The organism is Candidatus Cytomitobacter primus (genome assembly GCF_008189405.1).
GTDB lineage: Bacteria > Pseudomonadota > Alphaproteobacteria > CAJXXZ01 > 1604HC > Cytomitobacter > Cytomitobacter primus.
Genome location: NZ_CP043316.1, coordinates 388900 through 412986, shown reverse-complemented (window position 1 = coordinate 412986; position 24087 = coordinate 388900). Strand labels below are relative to the sequence as shown.

At 30.7% G+C, this 24087-nt stretch carries 17 protein-coding genes and 1 tRNA gene; 5 read left to right on the top strand and 13 right to left on the bottom strand.

The window, feature by feature from the left end:
• The first annotated feature begins 16 nt into the window (after positions 1 to 16).
• Both dnaJ and FZC34_RS01810 read left to right on the top strand, forming a co-directional pair.
• Entirely contained in the window at positions 17 to 1126 is a 1110-nt protein-coding gene (gene dnaJ / locus FZC34_RS01815) for a molecular chaperone DnaJ (protein WP_148971760.1), read from the top strand.
• A gap of 298 nt (positions 1127 to 1424) precedes the next feature.
• Complete coding sequence (locus tag FZC34_RS01810; RefSeq protein ID WP_148971759.1) at positions 1425 to 3113, top strand: MBL fold metallo-hydrolase; 1689 nt, start codon at positions 1425 to 1427, stop codon at positions 3111 to 3113.
• Positions 3114 to 3325: 212 nt separating this feature from the next.
• On the opposite strand, the gene rpoD is transcribed toward FZC34_RS01810, so the two are convergent.
• From rpoD to FZC34_RS01765, 9 genes are all read right to left on the bottom strand, one after another.
• Positions 3326 to 4924 carry an RNA polymerase sigma factor RpoD gene (gene rpoD / locus FZC34_RS01805; protein WP_148971758.1) on the bottom strand — a complete coding sequence of 533 codons (1599 nt, stop codon included), beginning with the start codon at positions 4922 to 4924 and terminating at the stop codon, positions 3326 to 3328.
• 2 nt (positions 4925 to 4926) lie between these two features.
• Complete coding sequence (dnaG, locus tag FZC34_RS01800) at positions 4927 to 6510, bottom strand: DNA primase (protein WP_148971757.1); 1584 nt, start codon at positions 6508 to 6510, stop codon at positions 4927 to 4929.
• A gap of 27 nt (positions 6511 to 6537) precedes the next feature.
• Positions 6538 to 6918 carry a hypothetical protein gene (locus tag FZC34_RS01795; protein ID WP_148971756.1) on the bottom strand — a complete coding sequence of 127 codons (381 nt, stop codon included), beginning with the start codon at positions 6916 to 6918 and terminating at the stop codon, positions 6538 to 6540.
• Between the two features lies 1 nt (position 6919).
• Positions 6920 to 8356, bottom strand: coding sequence for a F0F1 ATP synthase subunit beta (gene atpD, locus FZC34_RS01790; RefSeq protein WP_148971755.1), 1437 nt, complete (start codon positions 8354 to 8356; stop codon positions 6920 to 6922).
• On the bottom strand, positions 8349 to 9128 hold the full coding sequence (locus tag FZC34_RS01785; protein ID WP_148971754.1) for a F0F1 ATP synthase subunit gamma: 780 nt from the start codon (positions 9126 to 9128) through the stop codon (positions 8349 to 8351). Before FZC34_RS01785 ends, atpD begins: the two co-directional genes overlap by 8 nt.
• Positions 9125 to 10648, bottom strand: coding sequence for a F0F1 ATP synthase subunit alpha (gene atpA / locus FZC34_RS01780; RefSeq protein WP_148971753.1), 1524 nt, complete (start codon positions 10646 to 10648; stop codon positions 9125 to 9127). The genes FZC34_RS01785 and atpA overlap by 4 nt, the downstream gene beginning before the upstream one ends.
• Positions 10629 to 11126, bottom strand: a complete 498-nt coding sequence (locus FZC34_RS01775; RefSeq protein ID WP_148971752.1) for a F0F1 ATP synthase subunit delta — start codon at positions 11124 to 11126, stop codon at positions 10629 to 10631. The genes atpA and FZC34_RS01775 overlap by 20 nt, the downstream gene beginning before the upstream one ends.
• Before the next feature lie 267 nt (positions 11127 to 11393).
• Positions 11394 to 13352, bottom strand: a complete 1959-nt coding sequence (locus FZC34_RS01770) for a hypothetical protein (RefSeq protein WP_148971751.1) — start codon at positions 13350 to 13352, stop codon at positions 11394 to 11396.
• A gap of 279 nt (positions 13353 to 13631) precedes the next feature.
• Positions 13632 to 14216 (bottom strand): coiled-coil domain-containing protein, encoded by a 585-nt coding sequence (locus FZC34_RS01765; protein WP_148971750.1) that lies wholly within the window; start codon positions 14214 to 14216, stop codon positions 13632 to 13634.
• A 285-nt stretch (positions 14217 to 14501) separates the two neighbouring features.
• Here FZC34_RS01765 and FZC34_RS01760 point away from each other — a divergent pair.
• Together FZC34_RS01760 and tsaD are read left to right on the top strand one after the other, a co-directional pair.
• Positions 14502 to 14573: transfer RNA gene (locus tag FZC34_RS01760), tRNA-Gly, on the top strand.
• A 286-nt stretch (positions 14574 to 14859) separates the two neighbouring features.
• On the top strand, positions 14860 to 15861 hold the full coding sequence (gene tsaD / locus FZC34_RS01755) for a tRNA (adenosine(37)-N6)-threonylcarbamoyltransferase complex transferase subunit TsaD (RefSeq protein ID WP_148971749.1): 1002 nt from the start codon (positions 14860 to 14862) through the stop codon (positions 15859 to 15861).
• Between the two features lie 228 nt (positions 15862 to 16089).
• Here tsaD and FZC34_RS01750 read toward each other — a convergent pair whose 3' ends face one another.
• The 3 genes from FZC34_RS01750 to FZC34_RS01740 all read right to left on the bottom strand — a co-directional run bounded on the left by FZC34_RS01750 (position 16090) and on the right by FZC34_RS01740 (position 20116).
• Positions 16090 to 16536 (bottom strand): histidine triad nucleotide-binding protein, encoded by a 447-nt coding sequence (locus tag FZC34_RS01750; protein WP_148971748.1) that lies wholly within the window; start codon positions 16534 to 16536, stop codon positions 16090 to 16092.
• A 1-nt stretch (position 16537) separates the two neighbouring features.
• Complete coding sequence (locus tag FZC34_RS01745) at positions 16538 to 18514, bottom strand: ComEC/Rec2 family competence protein (protein ID WP_148971747.1); 1977 nt, start codon at positions 18512 to 18514, stop codon at positions 16538 to 16540.
• A gap of 141 nt (positions 18515 to 18655) precedes the next feature.
• Positions 18656 to 20116, bottom strand: coding sequence for a hypothetical protein (locus FZC34_RS01740; RefSeq protein ID WP_148971746.1), 1461 nt, complete (start codon positions 20114 to 20116; stop codon positions 18656 to 18658).
• Between the two features lie 183 nt (positions 20117 to 20299).
• On the opposite strand from FZC34_RS01740, the gene cgtA reads away from it, so the two are divergent.
• Positions 20300 to 21496: an Obg family GTPase CgtA gene (gene cgtA / locus FZC34_RS01735; protein ID WP_187440007.1), complete on the top strand. Its 1197-nt coding sequence runs from the start codon at positions 20300 to 20302 to the stop codon at positions 21494 to 21496.
• Between the two features lie 292 nt (positions 21497 to 21788).
• Here the strand turns inward: cgtA and FZC34_RS01730 are convergent, their stop codons facing one another.
• Positions 21789 to 24011, bottom strand: a complete 2223-nt coding sequence (locus FZC34_RS01730) for a hypothetical protein (RefSeq protein WP_187440006.1) — start codon at positions 24009 to 24011, stop codon at positions 21789 to 21791.
• Positions 24012 to 24087: the final 76 nt, after the last annotated feature.

Below are 24087 nucleotides of genomic sequence, written 5' to 3'. Positions count from 1 at the left end.
CTAAGGAAATAAATAAATGAATAAAAAAAGTTATTATGATGTTTTAGGTGTTTCTAAAACTGCTACACAAGAAGAGATTACAAAAGCTTACAGGTCTTTGGTAAAGAAACATCACCCTGATAGATTTGAAGATGCAAAGAAAAAAGAAGCTGAAGATAGGTTTAAAGAAATATCTGAAGCATATACAGTTTTGAAAGATCAAAATAAAAGAACGCAATATGATCATGGTGGGGATGAATTTGGTGGATTTGATTCAAGTCAATTTCAGCAAGGATCATCATTCTTTAATGGTATGGATGACATATTTTCTAGTTTTTTTGGTGGTGGGCAAAAGCAATCTACTAATCAAGCAGGTCGTGATTTAAGTTTCGATTTAGAAATAACTTTAGAGCAAGCTTATCATGGTCACCAAACTAAAGTGAAAATTCCAAAATTAGCAAAATGCGAAAAGTGCAAAGGTGTTGGATCAATGGAGCCACCTGTAAAATGTAATCAATGCCAAGGTAAAGGAACGTTGCATGTTAGGCATGGTTTTTTTCATGTGGAGCAAGCATGTAGTAATTGTAACGGAACTGGAAAAACCATAAAAGTTAAGTGTAGATTTTGTGCTGGAAATGGTAGAGTTAAAAAAGATAAAGAAATCTCAATTACTATCCCACAAGGCATAGAAAATGGACAAGAAATCCGTTTGGTAGGTGAGGGTGATGAAGGTGTTTCTAGAAGTGGTGACCTATACATCAGGATTCGTATAGCAAAGCATAAGGAATTTACTAGAGTTAAATCTGATCTGTATTGTTCTGTGAATATCTCACCAGTACAAGCTGTGAATAGTAGTGAAATTCAAATTAGCTCTATTGATAAAAAGATGATTAATATTAAAATTCCTGAAGGCATACAATCTGAGACTAAGCTGAGAGTTGCAACACATGGAATGGTTATTGGGCGAAGCAAGGGTAACTTATATGTACGCGTTGTTGTACAAACTCCTTCTAAGAAAACTATGACAGCAGAAGAGATAAATCTTTGGAGCGCATTGGATAAGATTAGTAATCAGAGCAATAAAACAGAAACAAAGACAAGTTCATTCGAAAATATCAAAAATATGTTTAATAAATGGACATCATAATACGCGATCAATCTACTAATTCTTAGCAACCTCCTGTTACATAGTAGGTGCTAAAATGGATTTTGCATCATTAAATTAATACATCATAATATATAAGCTATAAATAATGCATGATATATTAAGCATGCATCGTTACTTAGTGTATACTTATATATTAGAAATTTTACGATCATATATAATGATTTTACTTAAAATTATGTGTTTGCAATTATGAAAAGGGTGATAATTGTTTATATTACAGTGAATAATGGATGCTATGTGTATTGTAAGTAATGAAGAATAAAGTTATAGTCTGATCATGTTGAAAATATTCGTAAATTATTTGCAGCGTACATGCTTAATGATATGCATGCTGCAAATCGACTCGGTGGTGGAAAAAAGTGAGTTTTATATATTCAATTTTGGTAAAGGGAATTGTCAATTAAATAAATATTGGGTGAAAGAGGATAATAGTACTCTAGTGCCCCAAAGAGTAGGCATAATGTATGATTTTGGAACTACTACTACTTACGGTATAGATAAAGATGCTGCTTTAAAAGCACTAAAAGGTTTGAATTTATTGATAGTTATATTATCTCATCCTGAACAAGATCATATAAGTGAAATGAGGGGTTATTTTAGTTATTTAAAGCAGTTTAATCTAGTTGCATTTCTATGTGGTGATTGGAATACAAAAGATACAAAAATTGCGAAAGAAGTACGTTTGCAGTATAAAGATAGATCAATCGAACCATATTATTGGAGAAATAAAAAGAATGAAGAACATTCTAATCCTGCTTTTTTTAATGGGGATATTAAAGAATTATGGGATAAGGCTCAAGCACAACTTGAAAATCAATATATAAGTATCAATGAAAATAGAAGTATCAATGAAAAAATAGAAAAATCAGAAATTAGTGAAAAAGCGGAGAGATATAGAAGATATTTAAGTGGATTTGATAATATAATTTCTGAATTGCAAAATTATGTATACATATGGTCTATGAATACTAATGCAAATCACAATGCAGCCAGTCCGATTATTTCATTTGCACATAAATATGGTGATAAGGATACTATGTCACTTTTATGTACTGGAGATGCTGAAAATAGCACATTGAACACATTGAAAGACAATTTACCTGCATATTTAAAAGAAAAGATAAATGATCAAGAAGCAGATGGAGGTGTGCTGAGACATAAAATAAGATTACAGAAATATCCATGGCTTAGTGCGTTGATGCAGGCCACGGGAAAAAGAATAGATAATGAAAATAAGGCATTATACGCGTTATATGACTCTGTACAAGAAAATCCAGCACATCAAGCTCAACCACAGCATAGTATTATTTGTATGGCGCCACATCATGGATCAGGAAGTACTGCAAGTGTAGATGCCATGATACAGTTAAATAATTATTTTAAAGTAAGTGCAATTATTATTCCAGCTGATTTTGATTCTTTTCCATATACAAGATGGATGGAAAAATTTGCATATGTAGATAGTAAGGTGTTTGAAGATATTATGCCTAGATATGTTGCGATGGCTTACAGCATTCATTCTAAAATATGCTTAACTTATTGTAATGATGGAGATCAATATAAACTAAAAAATAAAATGACAAAATTATTAACATATCCGTGTCTACCTTGTTATAGTAGTTTAATATTATTTAATAAGTTAAGTAGTGAACTAAATGAGAAGCTTTTATACTATAAACCTTCTGAAAACATAGATGAATTTAAACAATACATTAAGGGTAAAAATTATGTTATTTCCAGTAGTAACTCTAGTAAGCCGATTTATATGCCCTATGTTGCATCACCTTATTATTCTGGGACAATTATGTTTGATAGTGATCCAAATTATGTGCTAAATAATAAAGAGATGTTAAGAATTGTTGAAAAAGCAATGGTAGATAAGGATAAAACAATTGATGAACAGCGGAAAGAAATTGAAGAATTGCGAAAGAAATTAGAAAAGATATCATCTATAATATCAGAATAAGTAATGCAGTCATGAGAAATTAGAGATCTGAAAGCTCTAGCATATCATAATTTTTGTTTCCCCATTAACAATATTTCATTAAATAATATAATTATGTTTCATTTTTTAATTTTGTTACATAGTCTTTTGTAATTATACAAGTTGATTTTGCATACGGATTTATAATCTGCAGTTATGTTGTAACGTAATGCAGTATGGTGTTGAATTTTCTTTTAATTGTACAAAGAGCGTAGCGCTTTTAGATTAAACAACTTACGAATTGCCTTCGCCTCAATCTGACGAATACGCTCTCTTGTGACTTTGAATTTCTCTCCAACTTCTTCCAAAGTATGGTCGCTTTTTGTTCCTAGTCCGAAACGTAATCTAAGCAACATTTCTTCACGACTGGTCAAATGTGAGAATGATTTCGAAATCGCATTCCTTACACTAGATTGCATCATAGCATCCATAGGAGAAACAGCACTTTGATCTTCAATGAAATCACCCAACTGCCCATCTTCACTGCTACCTACAGGTAATTCTAAGCTTACAGGCTCTTTGGAGATCTTCTGAACTCTACGTACGCGATCAACAGGAATACTCAAATATTCACTGATCTCTTCAGGTGAGGGATCTTTCCCATTTTCATGTAGTAACTGCCTAGATGCTTTAACAACCCTATTAATCGTCTCAATCATATGCACAGGAATACGAATTGTTCTAGCCTGATCGGCAATTGCCCTTGTGATTGCCTGTCTAATCCACCATGTTGCATAAGTAGAGAATTTATATCCTCTAGTATACTCAAATTTATCAACTGCCTTCATTAATCCAATATTTCCCTCTTGAATCAAATCTAAGAATTGCAATCCACGGTTTGTATATTTTTTAGCAATAGAAATTACAAGTCTCAAGTTGGCAGAAACCATTATGTTTTTGTTTTTAGACATGATTTTCTCACCAGTTTTTAGTGACTTAATAATTCGTTTGAATTCTTTTAAAGGTAAGTTGATGTGATTAGTAATTGAATTCATCTTCATCTCATTCTCTTTAATAAACCCTGAATTCTTTTCAAAAAACTCTTTAACTTGAGTGTTTTTAATTGGATTTTTATTCATATGCGCAACAAAAATATTTCTTTTTATTTTTTGCTTTTCAGCTAATTTAATTACTTCTATTTCTAGCTTTATAATTTCTTTATTTAAGCTGTACATCTCATTAATTAGCTTATCAATGCAAAGGTAGCTTATTCTTAGTTCAATTATACATTGGGTTAGATCTTTATGAGTCTTCTGATATTTATTCATAACAGATTCACTAACTTCTTTATCTTCATTAATAAATTCTAATTTTTGATTTTGTACTTTTTTGAATTTCTTATATACTTGATCTAAATTTTGCATATTTTTTTCTAAAGCTTCTAAATCATATTTAGGCTCATCACTATCTTCATCAGTTTCAAAGCAGTTCTCTTCATCAGTAGATGTGCTATCTTCAACGTCTATTAATTCAGAAGGGTGCATATGTTGCTTTTTTATTGCATCATGCCATTCTAAAATTCTTTTGACAGTGATAGTGCTTTCACAAATAGCACTAATCATTAAATCACTACCTTCTTCAATTTTTTTTGCTACTTCAATTTCTTCTTCTCTAGATAATAATGGAACATTTCCCATTTCTCTTAAATACATACGGACAGGATCATCATTCGCTGCAGAACTTTTTGAAGATTTTATATCATCAAATACAATTTCATCATCATTTTTCTCACTTGATTCTGAGCTAATATTTTTATCTTCAAGCGGAAAATGTCTATTAATGCTTTTTCCCATTTTTACTCCCTATGTTTATTAAGTATAAATTGCCACATTTTTACTAAATTTTCTTTACTATTTTTAGAAAACGCAAAAGGCGCTAACTGCATAATAGTATCAGAAAGGCATAACTCCACTAGATTAGTACATCCCTTTTGTTCAAAAAAGTCAAGTTTCTTTGTATGATGTGTTATCCATTCAGGAATGATTTCATGCATTTTACTCATATTATCAGAGAAGTTAAGGTATAAAAAATCTTCACAAATTTCATCATATATTTCAGGATTATTTAAAATAATAGCAAATAAAATCTTTTCATATGTATGTTTTATATTTTCAATGTGTTTGTTAGGCATACTGTTTTTTATATAACTAGATTTATTTTTGTGATTTTTATATTGATTGCTTTTATACTGCATTACATCTTTGCTCCACTTTTCCTTCCATTTTTTCTTATAAAGCTCCTTAATATTATGATTTTGTATTTTATCACCTAAATCAAGAATTTCTTTATAGTATTTATATTGCACTTCTGGAATATCACTGGTTTTGAAAAATAATTTCCAACATGCATCAACTAATGCAATTCTATCTTTGGCTATACTCTCCCATTTTTGTTTGCCATATTTTCTTAAAAACGAATCAGGATCTTCATTATTTGGCAAAATCATGAAAGATATAAGAAAATTTTCGTTTAAGTGTGGTAATACTGTATCTATTATCCTCTTCATTCCATTGAGTCCAGCATTATCTCCATCTAAGCAAATAACTAACTCTTTGCCGAAACTACACCCTTGTTGAATATGTTCGTACGAAATAGCTGTTCCATTTGAAGCTACAGCATTTATATTATGTTGATGTAAAGCGATTACATCCATATATCCCTCAACTAAAATAATAGGCTTTGATTTATCAATTAAATTCATTCCATATAATATTTTGGATTTTTTGAAATACGCAGTTTCAGGGCTATTGATGTATTTAGGGCCATATTGTTGTTCAGTAAGTTTCCTAGCACCAAATGCACATATTTTACTGTTATTATATATAGGCATAATGATCCTATTCTGGAATATTTTCAATAAACTATTTTTAAATCCAATTTGTTCCATAGTATTATTTGTGATTTTCTGAGATGCGCAAAAATTATATACATCTTGAATATTTGGAATCCACCCCATCTCGAATTTCTGTATTGTTTCATAATTTAAGCCACGGTTTTTTAAATATTCTATTGCAGTTAAATTAGAATTTAAGTTTTTAACAAACCAGTCTTTGAGTTTAGCCATTGCTTTTAAATTAGGGTCATGTTTTTTATTGCTTGTTGAATACTGTATGTTAAACCAATCTGCAATCTTCTTACATGCTTCTAAAAAGGGAATGTTATCCATTTTCTCTACAAACTTAATTGAATCTCCACTAGCTCCACACCCAAAACAGTGAAACAAACCTATATCATCTTGAATAGCACATGATGGACTTTTTTCACTATGGAAAGGGCAGCAGATATATAGCTTTTTAGTAGAACTACTTTGTATATTAACATACCTTCTTACAACATCTGATAATTTTACAGAAGACTTAATACTATCTACTAATTCCATTTGTTTCTGTTCCTTACCTTACTCAGCTTATATCTTCGGAATCAAATTAATTGCATGATCTTTATTTTGTTCAAACCAGTTCTCTCTAGACCAATTTTTTTTATATGCTTTTACGATTTGATCCCATTTTTCTTGTAATTTAGGCTGAATTTTCAGTTTTTGATCATTATCAATATAGTGTGTGATAACGTATAAGTTTTCTTTTCTTTTTTTGATTAATGCATTGCCAATAGAATATAATTTATGAGATTTTTCTAATAAAACAAATAATGTGTTTGCAGGAACTGACATGACGAAACTTTTATGTCCATAATATACAGCTTTCATCCCATTATAATTGTTAAACCCAATCATAAATACTTTCTCATGAATCACTTCTTTTACTCCAGATGTGATAGAAAGAAACATATTAGCTTATTCCTGTTTCATATTTCGCAATAGCTTCTTCTATTGTACCTACCATATAAAAATGACTATCGCTCATATGGTCACATTTCCCTCCAAGAATCATTTTACATCCAGATATTGTGTCTTCTATATCAATATATTTCCCTGGCATTGAACTGAATGACTCTGCCATAAACATAGGTTGAGATAGGAATCTTTGAACCTTTCTTGCTCTTTTTACAGTCATTTGATCTTCATGAGATAGCTCATCTAAACCAAGCACAGCAATAGTATCACTTAATTCTTTGTATTTTTGTAAACATCTAATTACTTCAGTTGCAACTTCGTAATGTTCTTCTCCAACAATATCTGGTGCTAGTGCATTAGAATATGATTCAAGCGGATCAATTGCAGGGTAAATTCCTATTGCAGCCATAGATCTACTAAGTACTGTAATAGAGTCTAAGTGTGAGAATGCTGCAGCAGGAGCTGGATCTGTACTATCATCAGCAGGCAAATAAATTGCTTGAATACTTGTGATGGAGTTTGATTTTGTACTTGTGATTCTTTCTTGCAATGCACCCATTTCAGTTGATAGTGTAGGTTGATAACCAACTGCAGATGGCAACCTACCTAGAAGCATTGAAGTCTCAGCTCCAGCTTGAGTGAATCTAAACAAATTATCTACAAAAAAGAACACATCTTGATTTTCTACATCTCTGAAATATTCAGCCATTGTGATTCCACCAAATGCAACTCTAGCTCTAGCTCCTGGAGGTTCATTCATTTGCCCATAAATTAGAGAAACTTTAGACATCTCACCATTCAAATCAATTAATCCTTCATTAATCATTTCATTGTAAAGTTCATGGCCTTCTCGAATTCTTTCTCCTACTCCAGCAAACACAGCTTTTCCACCATGTTCTTGAGCCATATTATTTATCAATTCCATGATCAATACTGTTTTTCCAACACCAGCACCACCGAATAATCCAATTTTTCCACCTTTAACGTATGGTAGTAATAAATCGATTACCTTAATTCCTGTAACAAATATTTCAGTATTAACAGCTTGCATGTAGAAGGGTGGAGCTTTTCTATGAATTGGCAACTTTTGAGCATTTGTTATTTGTTCTCTTCCATCAATCGTATTTCCAACAGCATTAAACACTCTACCAAGTGTTGGTTTTCCAACTGGCACTTCGATCCCACTGCCAGTATCTACTACTTCAATACTTCTTTTTAATCCAAGTGTATCAGACATTGCAATTGTTCTTACCACTCCATTACCTAAGTGAGATGATACTTCCAAGTATATTTTTTGATTATTTAAAGGATTAATCACTATTAAAGAATTAAATATAGCAGGAACAGATTTCTCAAATAATACATCAATAACAACACCTCTTATTGATATGACTTTTCCTATATTTTTATTAATTTTTATACTTTTATGCATTTGATCCTCCTATTATTTCGCTCATCTCAAGCGTGATTTTTTCTTGTCTCAATCTATTATAATCTAATTTCAATTGATGTTGCATGCTTTTGCAAGTATCTGAAGCTTGTGACATGGCAACTGCTCTGCTTGCATTTTCCATCATACTAGTTTCTATAGCTGCCATTTGTATGGAATATGCTATATATAACCCATATAAATTATGAGTTTCTTGATGGCTTTTAGATGTGGCTTCAAATATAGATTCAGAGCATTCTGTAAGTTTAGGAGAGCCTTTGAATATACTCTTGCTAATAAACTTTCCATCATCTATAGAGTAAAAATGTAGCTTGATATCAACGCTATTCATTAAGTATTTGAGAGCTATTTCACTTGCAGTATATGAATCTTCAATAGATGTAGTCACATTCATTATTTCTATTTTATTTGAGATATGTTTCAGTGAATCTATGGCGTATTTTCCAAAAACCATGAATTCATCATCATTATTATACTCTAAGCTTGAAACATGATTAGATGCTAAATATATGAAGTTTTTACATAACTTCTTATCAGCAGTAAAAATTATATGCAAACACTTTGAATTAGGAGTAAATTTCTCATAATCTAATTTATTTATTTCTTTATTTAATATAGAGAATGAAGCAATCATCTTATTATGCATTTTTTTTGCTTGTTGTTTTTTTACCATAGAAATAGTTTGTATTGCAGATGTTAATCTGCCAATATTTGCAATATTAAGTTGTTTTGCTAAAATTTGCTGTAATTTCATATAGACTGTTCCTTGAATTTCTTTACAAACTTCTTCACAGTGGAATCTATTTCTTCGTCAATCACTTTTGTTTTAATTAATTTATCTAATATGCTAAAGTTTTCTTTTCTAAATTGAGATAAGAATTGTTTTTCAGCTTCTTGTAATTTATCTATTGGATAATTATCAAAGCATCCTAAGTTGCATCCAAAAATCACAAGTATTTCATCTTCAAATGAGTACAGCTGGTTAGCACCTTGCCTCAATATTCTTGTTACTGCTTCACCTCTTCTTAAAGCTTTTTCAGTAGTTTCATCAATATCTGTTAAGAATCTAGAAAATTCTTTTAATTCAGCATATTGTGCTAATTCCAACTTAAGCATTCCAGATACTTTTCTCATAGCCTGTGTTTGTGCTGATCCACCAACTCTACTTACAGATATATTTGTGTTGATTGCAGGTCGTTGCCCGTATAAAAATAGGTTCTTATCCATGAAAATCTGACCATCAGTAATTGAAATCACATTTGTAGAAATATATGAAGAAATATCTCCTTCTAATGTTTCAATGATTGGCAAAGCTGTTAACGATCCACCACCTTTTTCATCGCTCATACAAGCTGATCTTTCTAACAAGCTAGAGTGTAGGAAGAAAATATCTCCAGGATATGCTTCTCTTCCAGGAAAACGTTTCAACAATAGTGAAATTTCCCTATATGCTATAGCATGTTTAGATAAATCATCATAAATAATTAATGCATGCTCTCCATTATCTCTGTAATATTCTGCAATTGCTGTTCCAACATATGGAGCTAAATACTGAAACACAGCTGGATCGTCTGCTGAAGCAATTACAAAAGTTGTATATTTCATTGCATCTTGTTCTTCAAGATATTTCGCTAATTTTGCTGCATCAGAGGCTTTTTTACCTATAAACACGTAAACACAATAGACTGGTTTCCCTTTTTGGTAATTTTCTTTTTGATTTAAGATTGTGCCAATTGCTATTGTGGTTTTTCCAGTTCTTCTATCTCCCAGAATCAACTCTCTTTGCCCATATCCTATAGGAATCAATGCATCAATCATTTTAACACCAGTATAGAGAGGTTCGCTAACTTTTTTTCGGTCTATGATTTGTGGAGATTCTGCCATTACAACTTGCTCTAAATCAGTATTAATATCACCTTTTCCATCAATTGGATCACCAAATGCATTTACAACTCTACCTAGCATTGCTGGTCCTACTTTAACTTTAAGTATTTGCTTTGTTCTGTATGCAATCATTCCAGATATTATTTTTGGATCAGAATTTAGAATGGCTACTTTTACATTATCTTCCAATAACTCTACGATTAACCCTCTTTGTTTGTTTTCAAAAACGATAACCTCTCCATATATAGCGTCAGATAATCCCAAAACATTGCAAATTCCATCAGCAACAGTTTCTACCTTCCCAGTTTCGTAAATATCTATATTTGTATCTAAGGTATCTATTTTAGCTTTAATTCCATTTATAATATCCTCAAGCTTTAAACGATTCATGCAATTCTCCAATAAACTTATTCAACATATTACCATAAGAAGCATCAATTCTGATAGATCCAATGTCAATCATAACACCGCCTAAGATGGATATTTTGTATTTAAATATTATATTTACATCATTTTCAAACTGATCCACAATGAATTTTCTTACGATTTGCTCTAATTCTTCATCAGGCTTAGATAAAATAACTTGAACATTATTTATATTGCTTTTGCATATTGAGCATTGCCTATACATCATAGAAATAAATTGATTGAAGTCTGACCAAGTACATGAATTGTATACATAAGATATTATATCATTTGATATTTTTGATAGATTTAGAGTGTTTTCAAGGTCTAGATTAAGTATTGGAATCGAATTCCAGGTATCATTTTCCTTTTTCCTAAAAATGTATATTTTCAGAATATCTGCTGTCAAATCACTAATGCGATCTACAGGCACATTACTCCAAACTGAATGCTGTAAGCTCATAACCCTCCTATTATATTACACTTAAGATAACAATCAACTAAAATTTAAATTTTCATTAAAATGATGAATTTTTGAGGTGATTATACTGGGGGAGGGAAATAGCTAAAGTGATTTTCAATAGAGCTGCTTTTTATATATGAAAGATTATTTTATTTTATTTGCTCTATCAAGCATATTTTGAGCCCTACAGTGTTGACCCACTTTCTCCATTTCATTGAATTGCTCAATGAGCGAATATTTAATGCTAATTCTTTTGTTAGATATTTATCAATTTTGTGTAGGGGTAGATCTTCTTACCCTTGTTGATTTATGCACTCTGCGGTGAGATAGGGCATGTCGTGGGATTATAATTTTATTAGCTTCATTATGCATTTCATCTGCTTTTGTATGTTTATTTGCATTTTTATATTGCTCAGCAGCTTGGGAATATAGTTGCTTTTTTGGTGTGTCTGATGAACACTTTTGTGCTAATTTTTCATAAGTATTTGCTGCTTTTGTATATTGATTTATTGAATCTAAAGATTTGCCTGCATTTTTGTATTGCACAGCTGAACACAAATATTGATGAGCTGCCTTATCATCTATTTTTGCAGTTATATATTTTTGTGCAGCATTATTATAGTGCACAGCAGCATTTTCATATTGCTCTATTTGTTTATATTGCTCTGCAGCTTTTATATATTGTTCAGCTGATTTCACGTGCTCACTGCATGATCCCATGACATAATTTTGTGCAGCATTTATATACAATTTTACGGCCTTTTCAGATTGATTTGCTTTTACGTATTGCTCAGCAGCCTTTACATATTGCTCAGCGGCCTTTTCATATTCATTACATGGTCTAATAACATAATTTTGCGCAGACATCATATATTGTTCAGCAGCTTCTTTATGCATTTTTTCTTTTGTATATCCTGCACCAGCGCTATCGTATGCTTTAGCAGCGTTTTCATATTGATTGATTCGTTCATATAGATTTGCTGCTTTTATATATATAAGTGGGTTATCTGCTCGTGTTTTTGAGTGCCAATTATTCGCAAAACGGTTAGCATATTCTATATATGAGGCGGCAGCATTTTCATATTGTGTGAGTTTTTCATAAAGCTCAGCAGATTTTGTATCGCGCAATGCTTCAGAATATCGTTTTGCTGCTACTTCATATAAATTTGATGCATCTATAGATTTATTTGCTTTCTCATATGATTGTGCAGATTTTTCGTATTGTTCAGCAGCTTCGTTTTTTTTATGGCACTCTCTATATTGTTGTCCAGATTTTATATATTGTTCAGCAGCTTTTATATACTGCTGCTTTTTTTGTTCGCCATATTGAGTATATTGCGTTCCATCTTTCTCATATTGTTCGGCAGCTTTTGCATATTGTTGTGCTGATTTGAGGTGAAAGCTTGCTTTTTCGTATTGTTGTGCAATAACAATGTATATTAATGCAGACCTGTCAAATTGTTTTGATTCTTCATGAATTTTTGCTGCAGCTGCATATTGTGTAGAAGATTGGTCGTAATGCTTTTCTATTGTGCTATTAAGACCCTTTCGTTGAAGATTTACTATATGATCAGGTTTAAAAGTGCCACACTGTTTTTGGCGTTCATATTCTAATTCCATTTGTTCATGGAGTTTTATATATTGACTTGAGGATTTTATGTGCTGTTCAGCAGCACTTTTATACTGTTCTATAGCATCTTCGTATTGTTGTGCTTTCTCATACTGTTGTCCAGATTTTATATATTGTTTAGCAGCTTCAGAAGATTGTCTAGATGCATTGCTATATTGTTCAGCAGAACTTTTATATTGATTATTTTGTTTATGCTTATTTCCTTGATTTTCATGCTGAGTTGCAACATCTTCATGTTTTGCAGCATCGCGTGAATAGCATTGAGCCGCTTTAACATATTGTTCCGCTTTAATGTAATTGGTTGCAGCATTATCATAATTTTCTGCTTCTTCATATTGCTCTGCAGCTTTGCTATGTTGATTTATTTTGATGTATTGCTGTGCAGATTTTTCATACTGTTTGAGTTGTTCATAAAGTTTTGCAGATTCTATATATTGCTCAATAGCGTTTTCAATATACTTATCTCGTGTGGATTTATATTTAGACTTGCATGCTTCATACATGAATGCAGCCTTTTCATGCGATTCTGCAGCATTTTTATTTTTATTTGCACTAAAATATTGCTTGGCAGCTATAGTATATAGCTCTCCAGACAATTCATTCTTATCTGTTTTTGCATATAATTGTGCTGCTTTTTTATATAATTCTGCAGCTATTTCTGCTTGCTTTTCATCTTGATCTTCTTCTGCATTACTAACATATTGCTCTGCAGCTTCTTTATATAATTGTGCAGCTTTTTCATATTGTCCTGATTTTTCATACTTTTCTGCAACCTTTTCACCTTCAGTTGTATTTGGATTCTTTTCTAAATTTATTTTATTTTGTTCTGCAAGCCTGATTGCAGCAGCATTTTGGTTCTTTTGATTTAATTCAGATTATAATTTATCGATATTTTTCTGACCATCATTTTTGCTATTTTGTAAAATAGCAGCTTCATTTTGTAATTTTGTAATCTGATAATTAAATTCATTTTGCCTGTTCTGCAATTCAAGTTTTAGTTGCTCTGATTTTTCTTCTTTGTTTTGCAACTTTGACAATAATGATTTAATACTTTCTCGATCATTACCTCTATCTTCCTTTAAATTTGCAACCTCATTTTGTAATTCGTTAATCTTATCTTCATCATGTAATTGTAATTTTAATTTGCTATTTTCCATTTTGCGTAACAATGCCAGCTCTGATCTTTGCATATAAGTAATATGAGCAAAATCATCAGCTCTATCTTCTTTTATTTGACTACGATAATATATTTGATCGTTATCTAATATCTTCACTGTTATTTGAGAATCTAACTGAGGTGATTTTGACACATTTAAATGTTCAGAGCCCTCATTTACGGTATGCTCACTATACTTATCAAGCTCAGAATAAGGCATTTCATCCATCATATCCATCTCTTCGTTTTCCATAGCGTATGATTCACTTGTTATAAGTAGCATTATTATAAATTTTTTTAACATAAAAATCCTTTTGTTGGACTATACATATTTACTTAATTGAATGCAAGTGTTTTTTATGTGGTTTTTAGGCATTTGTTAAGCATTTCCATGCGGTGTTAATATAAACAAAACATATTTTTAAACCTATGTGTTTTTACTGATCTATATATATGTTCAATTTATCATTTGTTTTGATTGTAAAATAAGGTTTGGGGAAGGTTGAACAGTAACTGGTTTGAAAATTAGAAATAATAGTTTGTTGGAATTTGACTTTTAGCTTTTTTGTCATGTATAATCAATTCACAAGCGGGCGTAGCTCAGTGGTAGAGCATAACCTTGCCATGGTTGGGGTCGAGGGTTCGAATCCCTTCGCTCGCTTTTTTAATTTCAATCTCAATTTCATAATATCTTAATTTGGCTATTAGGTTAGTTTGGAAAATTAAATTTTAATTTCATAATATTTTTAATTTTCACTAATATTGATTAGTTATTTTATGTATATTATTTATTGAATGATTCTATTTAATTTGTATTAGCTAAGAAGCTTATATTTATTTAATTATTATATTTATTATTTTAATTCTAATTCGAATTAATTATCAGCTAGCTATTTTATTTTGGTATATTTACTTTAAGAATTTGTTAATTTTCACTATAATTGTTCGTGGTTTTATACTTGGGAATAGAAACAAGCTGTGATGATACTGCTGTTGCGCTGATGGAAAATGAGAAATGTTTAGCAAATGAGATAATTACACAGGATTCCTCAATGTTTGGTGGGGTAGTCCCAGAATATGCTTCAAGAGAGCATATGGATGTTTTGCCTAAATTGATTGATAGTATTCTCATACGTAATAATGTTACTTTGCACGATTTGAGTTTTATAGCTGCTACACAAGGGCCTGGATTGTTAGGTAGTGTTATGGTTGGAGTGCAATATGCTAAAAGTTTAGCATGGAGCTTGAATATTCCATGGATTGGTATTCACCATTTAGAAGGTCATGCGATAATTGCGAAATGGAATAGCAGCTTAGAATTTCCGTTTGGAATATTATTAGTTTCTGGAGGGCACACATGTATAATTCTAGCAAATGAATTAAGTAAATACGAAATTTTGGGTTCATCTATGGATGATGCTGTTGGTGAAATGTTTGATAAAGTAGGGAGGTGTATGGGTTTTCCTAATCCAGCTGGTCCTTATATGGAAGAGTATGCAAAAAAATCAAAGAGTGCTATAGAATTCACTATTCCACTAAAGAATGATGATTCTATGAATTTTTCTTTTTCTGGATTGAAAACAGCAGCAATAAGGTTTTGGGACCAAAGTGATAAATCTGAACAAACAAAAAGTGATATATGTATGGGTTTGCAAAAAACAGTAGCAAAATCTCTTGAGAGCAGGCTGGAAAATGTATGGAAATCTTACAATATAAAGTCATGGGTATTTGCAGGTGGAGTTGCTTCTAATTTGTATATTAGAGAGAAAATTACAAATTTATGTGAGCAGAATGGTAAAAATATTTTCATACCAGAGCCAAAATTATGTAGAGATAATGGTCTAATGATTGCATATACAGGATACTTATATTACAAAAAAGGAATAGTTTCACAATATAATGAAAGTGCGATTGCAAACTATAAAATAGACCACATTAAATTCAAATAATAAACCTAATAATTTATAACAATCAATCTAATAATAATCAATGTATTTAGTAAGTAATATGTATGATAAAACATGAAAATATAAAAATTATCAATGCAATATAATAAAAGGCGTATGAGGGTTGTAAAACATAAAGATTAGCATTAGATAATCAAAATTAATTAATATATCAATGGCAAATCTAATTAATGATTTATTTGTTTTTAATTAGAATATTAATGAAATAGCTTAATTAATGAGTAAATGGAAATGCATATGAAATATTTCTTGGCCAGCATTAGTACCATTATTTGTTAATAACTTAAAATCTTTATTTTCTGGATTTGCTTTCTGAATTGTTTTGCTTACTCCTAGCATAAAGTTTCCTAAAAATTCTTTATTACCATTAAGCAAATCGCTTACATTGCAATATCTTTGTTTTGGTATAATAAGAATATGAATTTTAGCTTGTGGGTTAATATCTTTGAAAGATAAAGTATGTTCATCTTCATAAACCACTTCAGATGGAATTTCCTTTCTAATGATTTTTGCAAATAAATTGTTTGTATTATATGTATTGTCTATACTTTTGCTGTGCACATTATTTGTATTACTGTATATATTACTTGTATTATGCTTATTACGTATATCATGTGCATCATATGATATTGAGTTTATTTTATCTTTTTCATTCATATTAACTCCAATAATTAATATTAGGTTTATTATTTATAATCTTACAAGGGCAATTCTTGAAACTTTGTCTAGATAAAAACATCCTATTTCTTAATTTTATTGTATTCACTCTCCCATTTATTTTGTTAATTTGTACGTGATTATCTATTTCAGTGCCTACTAAAAGCTTAGCTCCTAATGTTTTTGCCCAACAATTTGTGGTGAAATTGTCATTTTTAGCATATAAAATACTATTTTGTAGTAGTGCTACTTCTCCATTTTTTGAAATCACAAACATATTTTTTGGCTTGTTATATATATTAAATAAGAATGGCAATAAGAATACCAATCCAATTTTTTGTGCATAATTTTTATAATTTGCTATGATTATTAAGCTGATTACCCAGAAAATTAAAGCAGAATAATGTATTTGGTGAAACAATATAGTATGGTTTAAAAAATCAGAAAATATTATTGCTAAATTATTTAACCAATATAGGAGTAATGCAATTATTTTGTTTAGAAAGATGAATGAAATATTTAATTTGAATAAAAATACCCAGAAAGTAATTAAGGACATAATAATAAACATTAGAGGAATACATATTAAATTTGATAGAAATGGTTGAATTGGTATTTGATTGAACCAATATATTGTGAATGGAGCTGTGATTAAAAAACATATTAATGTGCTTGATAGTATTTTTATAAAATAATTTTTATATGTAGATTTAAATGAAATTAATCCAAATACTGCTAAACATGAAAATTGAAAACTAGGGTATAGCAATGATTCAGGCCAAATCATGAGCAGTATGAAGATTGCTGACATAAGCCCATGAGATGGTAATGTTTTGCGGAAAGAAAAATATGACATAATTGGGAATAAAAACATTATAATTGCTCTGATTGCAGATATTGATGTTTCAATTAAAAATAAATAAGATATTATTCCTATAACAGAAAATAATTGGCTGATATATATGATAGGAATTTTATAGTGCTTAAAGATAAAAAAGTATATTCCCCACCTACATAATGCATAGCAAAACAATGCAATCAATCCAATATGCAGCCCAGAAATTGCTAATAAATGTGAAATACTGGCATTTTGAAATGCCTGTTTGGTTTTATAAGGCACTTCATTGCTTTGCCCTAATAATAATGATTTAAATAATGATGCTTCAATTGGTTTGAAATTTGCTTTTATGTATTTGCTTATTTTCTCAGAGAAAAGGTAGCTCTTAGATGATATGATTTTATATGATTTTGTATTGCCGTAAGATATCACTCTGGAAAAATATTCTTTATATCGAATATCTTTTGCTTCTGGCAAACATGGTTCAGGGATTCCATATAATTGTACATGCCCAGAAATATAATTATTAATTTGTAAATTTTCATTGTAAGTTTCATGATGTTTCAAACTTCTATTATAATCTTCATTATTATTTGTAGAACTGTAGACGCTATGGGATTGATTTATGCAATTACTATGATAATTATGCTTATCATGCTGCTTGCTCGTTTTATATGAATTTAAATTTTGATATGAATTAGGATTGCTAGTTTGCTCATTAATAATTCCAGCTTGATATAAATCATTATTATTTTGATGTAAGTCCTGATCATTATCTAATTTAATCCTTATGAAATTTTTAGAATCATTCAGCTTTACTAATACACTACATCTGTCATTATTACGGTATATTTTATGGATTATGCCATCAAAATACGTAAAGGTTGGTTTGTCATACTTTAATGAATATATTTTATGACTAATTCGTGCAAACCCTAAAATCAGTCCAAACATAAGAAATATGGTAATGTTTTTTCTTACAAAATATAGTAATCCTATGGGAATTATAAGGAATAGTAATGTTGGGGTAGGGCATATTAGATATGTTCCTATTCCAATAATTTTACCTATTAACAGCCAAAAAAGCGGATAATGATGAATTGGAATTTTAGGTGTAACAATATTTTTCAAAATCCACATAGCTTTCTCTTACTGATTGTACCCTAAATCACATAGTATATGCAAAAAATTATGTGTATATAAATTGAGGATCAGGAAATCTCTGGCATGTATATACCGACTATATATGAAACTATAGCGGTGAATTAAGAGAATATATTATTAACCACCTGAATTGCTGTTTTTTTGTACATTTAAAACATGAATTACCTTATCATAATCAAATTTAAATTTAAATAATCGAGGATTTTCATTCCTAAGTACCGCATCACTTGATGTATTCATGTAAAAATGAACGGTATCATGTTCTAACCTTCCATTTATCATTGGAGTTACTCTTGGATTAAAAGAACTAGCATATCCAGAGAGATCACAAGCAAAATCCTTTCCGGTGCAACACTCTTCTCCTTTGGAAAAGAAAAATTGTATACAATCACCTGCTTCTTTTTCTACATGCATTCGAACCACACTCATTTTACTTATGTTAATTGTAGCAGGTAATTCTTGGCCTACTTCTACTAATGGAACATTTCTTGTAAATGTTGTACTAGATACGTATCTATTACCTATATAAACATTAGCATATAAATTAAATTGAGCTTTTTTAATAGTTAAACTTTTGATTAATTGACTTTGTGTTTCATTGATTTGGTCAGCTTGTTCTTGCACTTTTTGCTCAGCTAAGTCTAATGCACCTTGTAATAGTTTTTGCTTTGCTTGTTCATAATTTACAGATGATTCTTTTGCAAGTACTGCTTGATTTTTATCATTAAGTGCTTCTGAAAGTTCTTGTGTATGCTCATTCTTTAGTTTGGTAAGCTCATGCTCATGCTGATTAAGTAAACAATCCATTTGAATTCTTGTGATAAAATGTTTATAAGTTTGGAAAGTGCTTTGAGCTTCCATTGTATAATCTATATCAATTGATTGTCGCGCAATGATCTCATCAGACATTAAGCTGCGAATTTCATGCATACATAATTCCCATCTCATAGCCTGAGTTTTTTGATTTGCCAATCTCCTAATGCTTCTGACATCCTTCTCTTTCTCTTCTGATATTTGTTTGAGTTTGTTTTTGAGTTTCTCAATTTCTATGTTGCATCTATTACGCTCTTCTTCCTTTGCTTTATTTATAGATTCGCGCACAATATCATGTTTTGATCCAGCTAATTCTGCACTTACTATTTTATGCATTTCACTATATAAATAATTACGCATTTGATGTTCTAAATCAGATCCTATAGCAACTCCACTCCTATTAGGTGGTCCATTATGGTGAGAAGATGACGAGATGGTCAATGAGTTTTGTCTATCATTTGCATTGGATGCAGAGCATGTATGGTAAGAAATACTTGCACTAACTGTATCTCCTGAAGTAGTTGAAACTTGCTCAAAGTGTAAGTCTTTCTTTTGTGTTAAATCTTCAGGGTAAGATAGTTCATGTTGATCTTCTTTGCTATTTTTAACCATAGTGGTAGAAGATTCAGTAGTAGGTGAGGGAGACTCATCCTGTAAACTGTGACTAAGTGTTAGTAAGGTCTCCTCAGTAAGTACTGTAGGCAATCCCGTAGCAGGCAATTGTTGTTCAACTGTGTCCCTTGTAGCAATCAGACTGAAAGCCATAGAACAAACTATTGAGGGAATCATGGTACTCATTCTCATGATTACCATATATATTATATATATTGGAAAGTCAAGTAACTTAAGAATAAATATAATGAGTATCTAATTAATACGTAAATGATGCATTGAGATTAATAATATTGCATATATAATATTTATCGATCGTAATATATAATGATTCTAATGAGTCAGTACATAGATAGAATTGGAATTATTGTTAAAGCTGGAAATGGTGGAAACGGATGTATAAGTTTTAGGTGTGAGAGTAGAGAACCTCAGGGTGGTCCTGATGGTGGTGATGGTGGACGTGGTGGAAGCATTTACATCAAAGGAAACCATAATCTTAGTACTTTAGTAGATTTTCGATATAGAAAAGTATGGAAAGCTGAAAACGGTCGTGATGGATCTAGTTGTTTATGTACAGGAAGATCAGGAGAAGATTTAATTATTGAAGTTCCATTTGGTACTCAAATATATTTGGGCGATGAAAGTGGAGATTTATTAGGTGAAATTTTAAATGACAAAAAGATTCTGATTGCTCGTGGTGGAAAGCGTGGATTAGGTAATAAGAGATTTGCAAAACCAAATTTTCAAACTCCACGAATTGCAACTGATGGAGATAAAGGTGAAGAGAAAGAATTAAAATTAATTTTGAAAAAGATTGCAGATGTTGGAGTGGTTGGAAAGCCAAATGCTGGTAAATCCACACTTGTTCATGTTATTTCAAATGCCCCAGTTGTTATTGCTGATTATCCTTTTAGTACAATTAAGCCCAAGCTTGCACATGTAAAGCACCATAATAAAGATATTACATTTATAGATATTCCTGGTTTGATTGAAGGAGCACATAAAGGGAAGGGCCTTGGTCACCAATTTTTACAACATATTGAAAGATGTAAAGTTTTATTACATTTAGCAGATATAAGTAGTCCAGATTTTGAGCAAGATATTGAATGCATTATGACTGAAATACATGAGTATGATCCTAAGCTTTCAGAAAAAGTAAGTTGTATTTGTCTGACTAAATGTGATTTAGTTGACGAAGAAGAAATTGAAGAAGCAAAAGCAAAGGTAAAACAGAAATATAAGAATGTATTTTGCCTTGCAAGTTGGGATAAGCTTGGAATTAACGATATGTTGGATTTCGTACATGATTATTTGATTGAATTACGGAAAAAAGAATTAATTGATCAAGAAGCTTTGGAAAAAGAGTTGATTGAGCAAAATAGAATCGAAAAAGAAAAGTTAGAAAAAGCAGAAATTGAGAAGCAAGAGCGTAAAAAAGCAGTTCTTGAAAGAAAAGCATTAGAAAGAGCAGCAATAAAAGAAGAAGCAAGGAAAGAGAAATTAGCAAAAGAAGCTGAAAAATCTGAAAATTAATGAACTATAAAAATATCAAAATAAACTCAATTTAAAAATTCGCAAATCACGAATTCGGGTAGAATCAGACTGAATTTCATATATGTACGTAAGGTTGATTGGCATGTGTATTATATCTTGAATATAGGTAGCTTTTAGTTTAGTGTATTACAAGGTTTAGTACGCTATATAGCTCTTTGGCTAATTATTACACTCCTAGATTTTGTGCATTACATATTTAGATATGAGTATTATAGAATCTCTAAAGATTAGGATTAACTTGTTAAAAAGAATTAAGGTTTAGATAGTTTTATTATGATTTAGCTAATTTCTCCATTTCACTGGCTTTCTCTCGCATATTCTCAGCTTTTTCATATTCTCCTGAATTTTTATATTGTTCCATTGCATTGCTATACTGTTTTACAGCTTTGACATATATATCATTCATTTTATATCGTTGTGCAGTATCTTTATAAATATCTGCAGCTTTTTCATATTCTTCAGCAGCTTTTGTATATTTATGCACACTTATATATTGCTCTGCAGTTTTTTCATACTGTTTTGCAATATTTGCATATTGCTTTGCAGCGTATGCGTATTGTTGTTTTGCATGTACGCGCTGTAATGCTTCACTTTTATTCTTTCTATTTGAATCTGCTTCCTGTGCTCGAAAATAATTCAAACTTTCAACACTAAAGCCACTACTACTATAATAACCACTAGCAATATGTTGTAGGTCTATTTTTTCATATACATTCGAATAACATTCATATTGCTCTGCAGCTTTTTCATACTGTTTAGCAGCTTTTTCATATTGATGTGCATTTGTATATTGTTGTGCAGAATGTGCATATTGCTGTGCAGAGTATTCATAGTTACTTGCGGTGCAACTATAATAATATGTAGCATCTGTTGCGTTTTGTCCTCCATTTCCTTCTTCATACTGTATGATTTTTGTATATTCTTGTGCAAGTTTGATATATTGTTCCGCGGCTTTTTCATAAAACAATGCAGCCTTTTCATATTGCTTTGCTTTTATATATAAATCTGCAGCTTTTTTATATAAATCTGCAGTATTTCCATATTGCTTTGCTTCTATATATTGCTCTGCAGCTTTTTCATATCGATTTGCTTTTATATATAACTCTGCAGCTTTCAAAGGTTGCTTTGCTTCTATATATTGCTCTGCAGCTTCTGTACATTTATGTGCATTCTCATATTGCTTTGCAGCTTTTTCTGATTGCCCTGCTTTTATGTATTGTTCTGCAGCCTTTTCATATTGAGAATTGTATAAATATAGCTCTGCAACTTTTTCATGTTGCTTTGCTTTTTCATATAGTTCCACAGCTTTTTTATACATTTTTGTATATTCATCATACATTCCTATACTCTTATATAATTGAAAAGCTTTCTCATATAATTGAGCAGATTTGAATGGAGGTTTTTCAATGTAATGCTCGCTTTCATATTTTTGGTGTTCTTCTGCAGCTTTTTGATATAGTTGAGCAGCTCTCTTAGAATTACCTAAATGTTCATATAGTTTTGCAATCTTTTCACATTCCTCTGTATTAGGTTGGCTCTCTAGATTTTTATCAGTCTCTAGTTTATCAATACATTCATTAGTTTCGCCTAGTTCAGATTGATCTGTTTTATCATTGTCATTTACTTTATTTACTTTTAAATTTGTAACTTCATTTTGTAATTTTGCAATCTGATCATTAAATTCATTTTGCTTGTCTTGCAACTCAAGTTTTAATTTTTCAATTGTAGCATTTTGCTCAGCAATTGCATTGTCTTTTTCATTGATTGCTTCTATTTTTTGTTTTGCATCATTCAATTGCTCTTTTGCTTTACTATGTGCGTTTTTTTCATTCGCAAGATCAAGTTTTAGTTGCTCTAATTTTTCGCCTAACTCACATTCTGCCTGTATTGATTTATATTTCTCAGTTTCTAGTTGCTTGATTATTGCGCTAAGGTGAGAAGAATCTATACCATCTCCTAATTGAGATTTAAGATTATTTTCCATTTTGCGTAACAGTTCCAGTTCTGCTTTTTGCATATAAGTAATATGAGCAAAATCATCAGCTCTATCTTCTTTTATTTGACTACGATAATATGTTTCATCATTGGCAGTATTAGACAGAATCTTCATCATATTATCCTTTAATGCTTTGCTTGAATCTGCTTTTATTTTTGATAATAAATCATTTGATCTGCGCGCATACTCTTTTTTTAGTTTATGACTTAGTTTTTTCTTATAATCATTTTGCTTTGTTCCAAATTCACTATAACTGCTACTTGTACTCATGCTATCATCAGTGCATACACTCATAGTTCCAATGGTTTCAATATCAAAATGAAGTTCTGATGTGCTTGGTTTGCTTTTAGGGTCTAATTGAGCTAATTTTGATACAGTTAAAGGTTCAGAATATACAGTATGTTCACTGTATGCATCATCAATAGATTGATGTGTTTCATCCATCATATCCATCTCTTCGTTTTCCATAGCGTATGACTTATTTGCCATAAGTAACATAATTATAAGTTTTCTTAACATAAAAATCCTTTTGTTGGACTATACATATTTACTTAATTAAATGCAAATATATAAT

Excerpts from the sequence above, each read along its gene's own strand:
- dnaJ (WP_148971760.1), top strand. The coding sequence starts at position 17 with ATGAATAAAAAAAGTTATTATGATGTTTTAGGTGTTTCTAAAACTGCT.
- FZC34_RS01810 (WP_148971759.1), top strand. The coding sequence starts at position 1,425 with ATGTTGAAAATATTCGTAAATTATTTGCAGCGTACATGCTTAATGATA.
- rpoD (WP_148971758.1), bottom strand. The coding sequence starts at position 4,924 with ATGGGAAAAAGCATTAATAGACATTTTCCGCTTGAAGATAAAAATATT.
- dnaG (WP_148971757.1), bottom strand. The coding sequence starts at position 6,510 with ATGGAATTAGTAGATAGTATTAAGTCTTCTGTAAAATTATCAGATGTT.
- FZC34_RS01795 (WP_148971756.1), bottom strand. The coding sequence starts at position 6,918 with ATGTTTCTTTCTATCACATCTGGAGTAAAAGAAGTGATTCATGAGAAA.
- atpD (WP_148971755.1), bottom strand. The coding sequence starts at position 8,356 with ATGCATAAAAGTATAAAAATTAATAAAAATATAGGAAAAGTCATATCA.
- FZC34_RS01785 (WP_148971754.1), bottom strand. The coding sequence starts at position 9,128 with ATGAAATTACAGCAAATTTTAGCAAAACAACTTAATATTGCAAATATT.
- atpA (WP_148971753.1), bottom strand. The coding sequence starts at position 10,648 with ATGAATCGTTTAAAGCTTGAGGATATTATAAATGGAATTAAAGCTAAA.
- FZC34_RS01775 (WP_148971752.1), bottom strand. The coding sequence starts at position 11,126 with ATGAGCTTACAGCATTCAGTTTGGAGTAATGTGCCTGTAGATCGCATT.
- FZC34_RS01765 (WP_148971750.1), bottom strand. The coding sequence starts at position 14,216 with ATGTTAAAAAAATTTATAATAATGCTACTTATAACAAGTGAATCATAC.
- FZC34_RS01750 (WP_148971748.1), bottom strand. The coding sequence starts at position 16,536 with ATGAATGAAAAAGATAAAATAAACTCAATATCATATGATGCACATGAT.
- FZC34_RS01745 (WP_148971747.1), bottom strand. The coding sequence starts at position 18,514 with ATGTGGATTTTGAAAAATATTGTTACACCTAAAATTCCAATTCATCAT.
- FZC34_RS01740 (WP_148971746.1), bottom strand. The coding sequence starts at position 20,116 with ATGGCTTTCAGTCTGATTGCTACAAGGGACACAGTTGAACAACAATTG.
- cgtA (WP_187440007.1), top strand. The coding sequence starts at position 20,300 with ATGAGTCAGTACATAGATAGAATTGGAATTATTGTTAAAGCTGGAAAT.
- FZC34_RS01730 (WP_187440006.1), bottom strand. The coding sequence starts at position 24,011 with ATGTTACTTATGGCAAATAAGTCATACGCTATGGAAAACGAAGAGATG.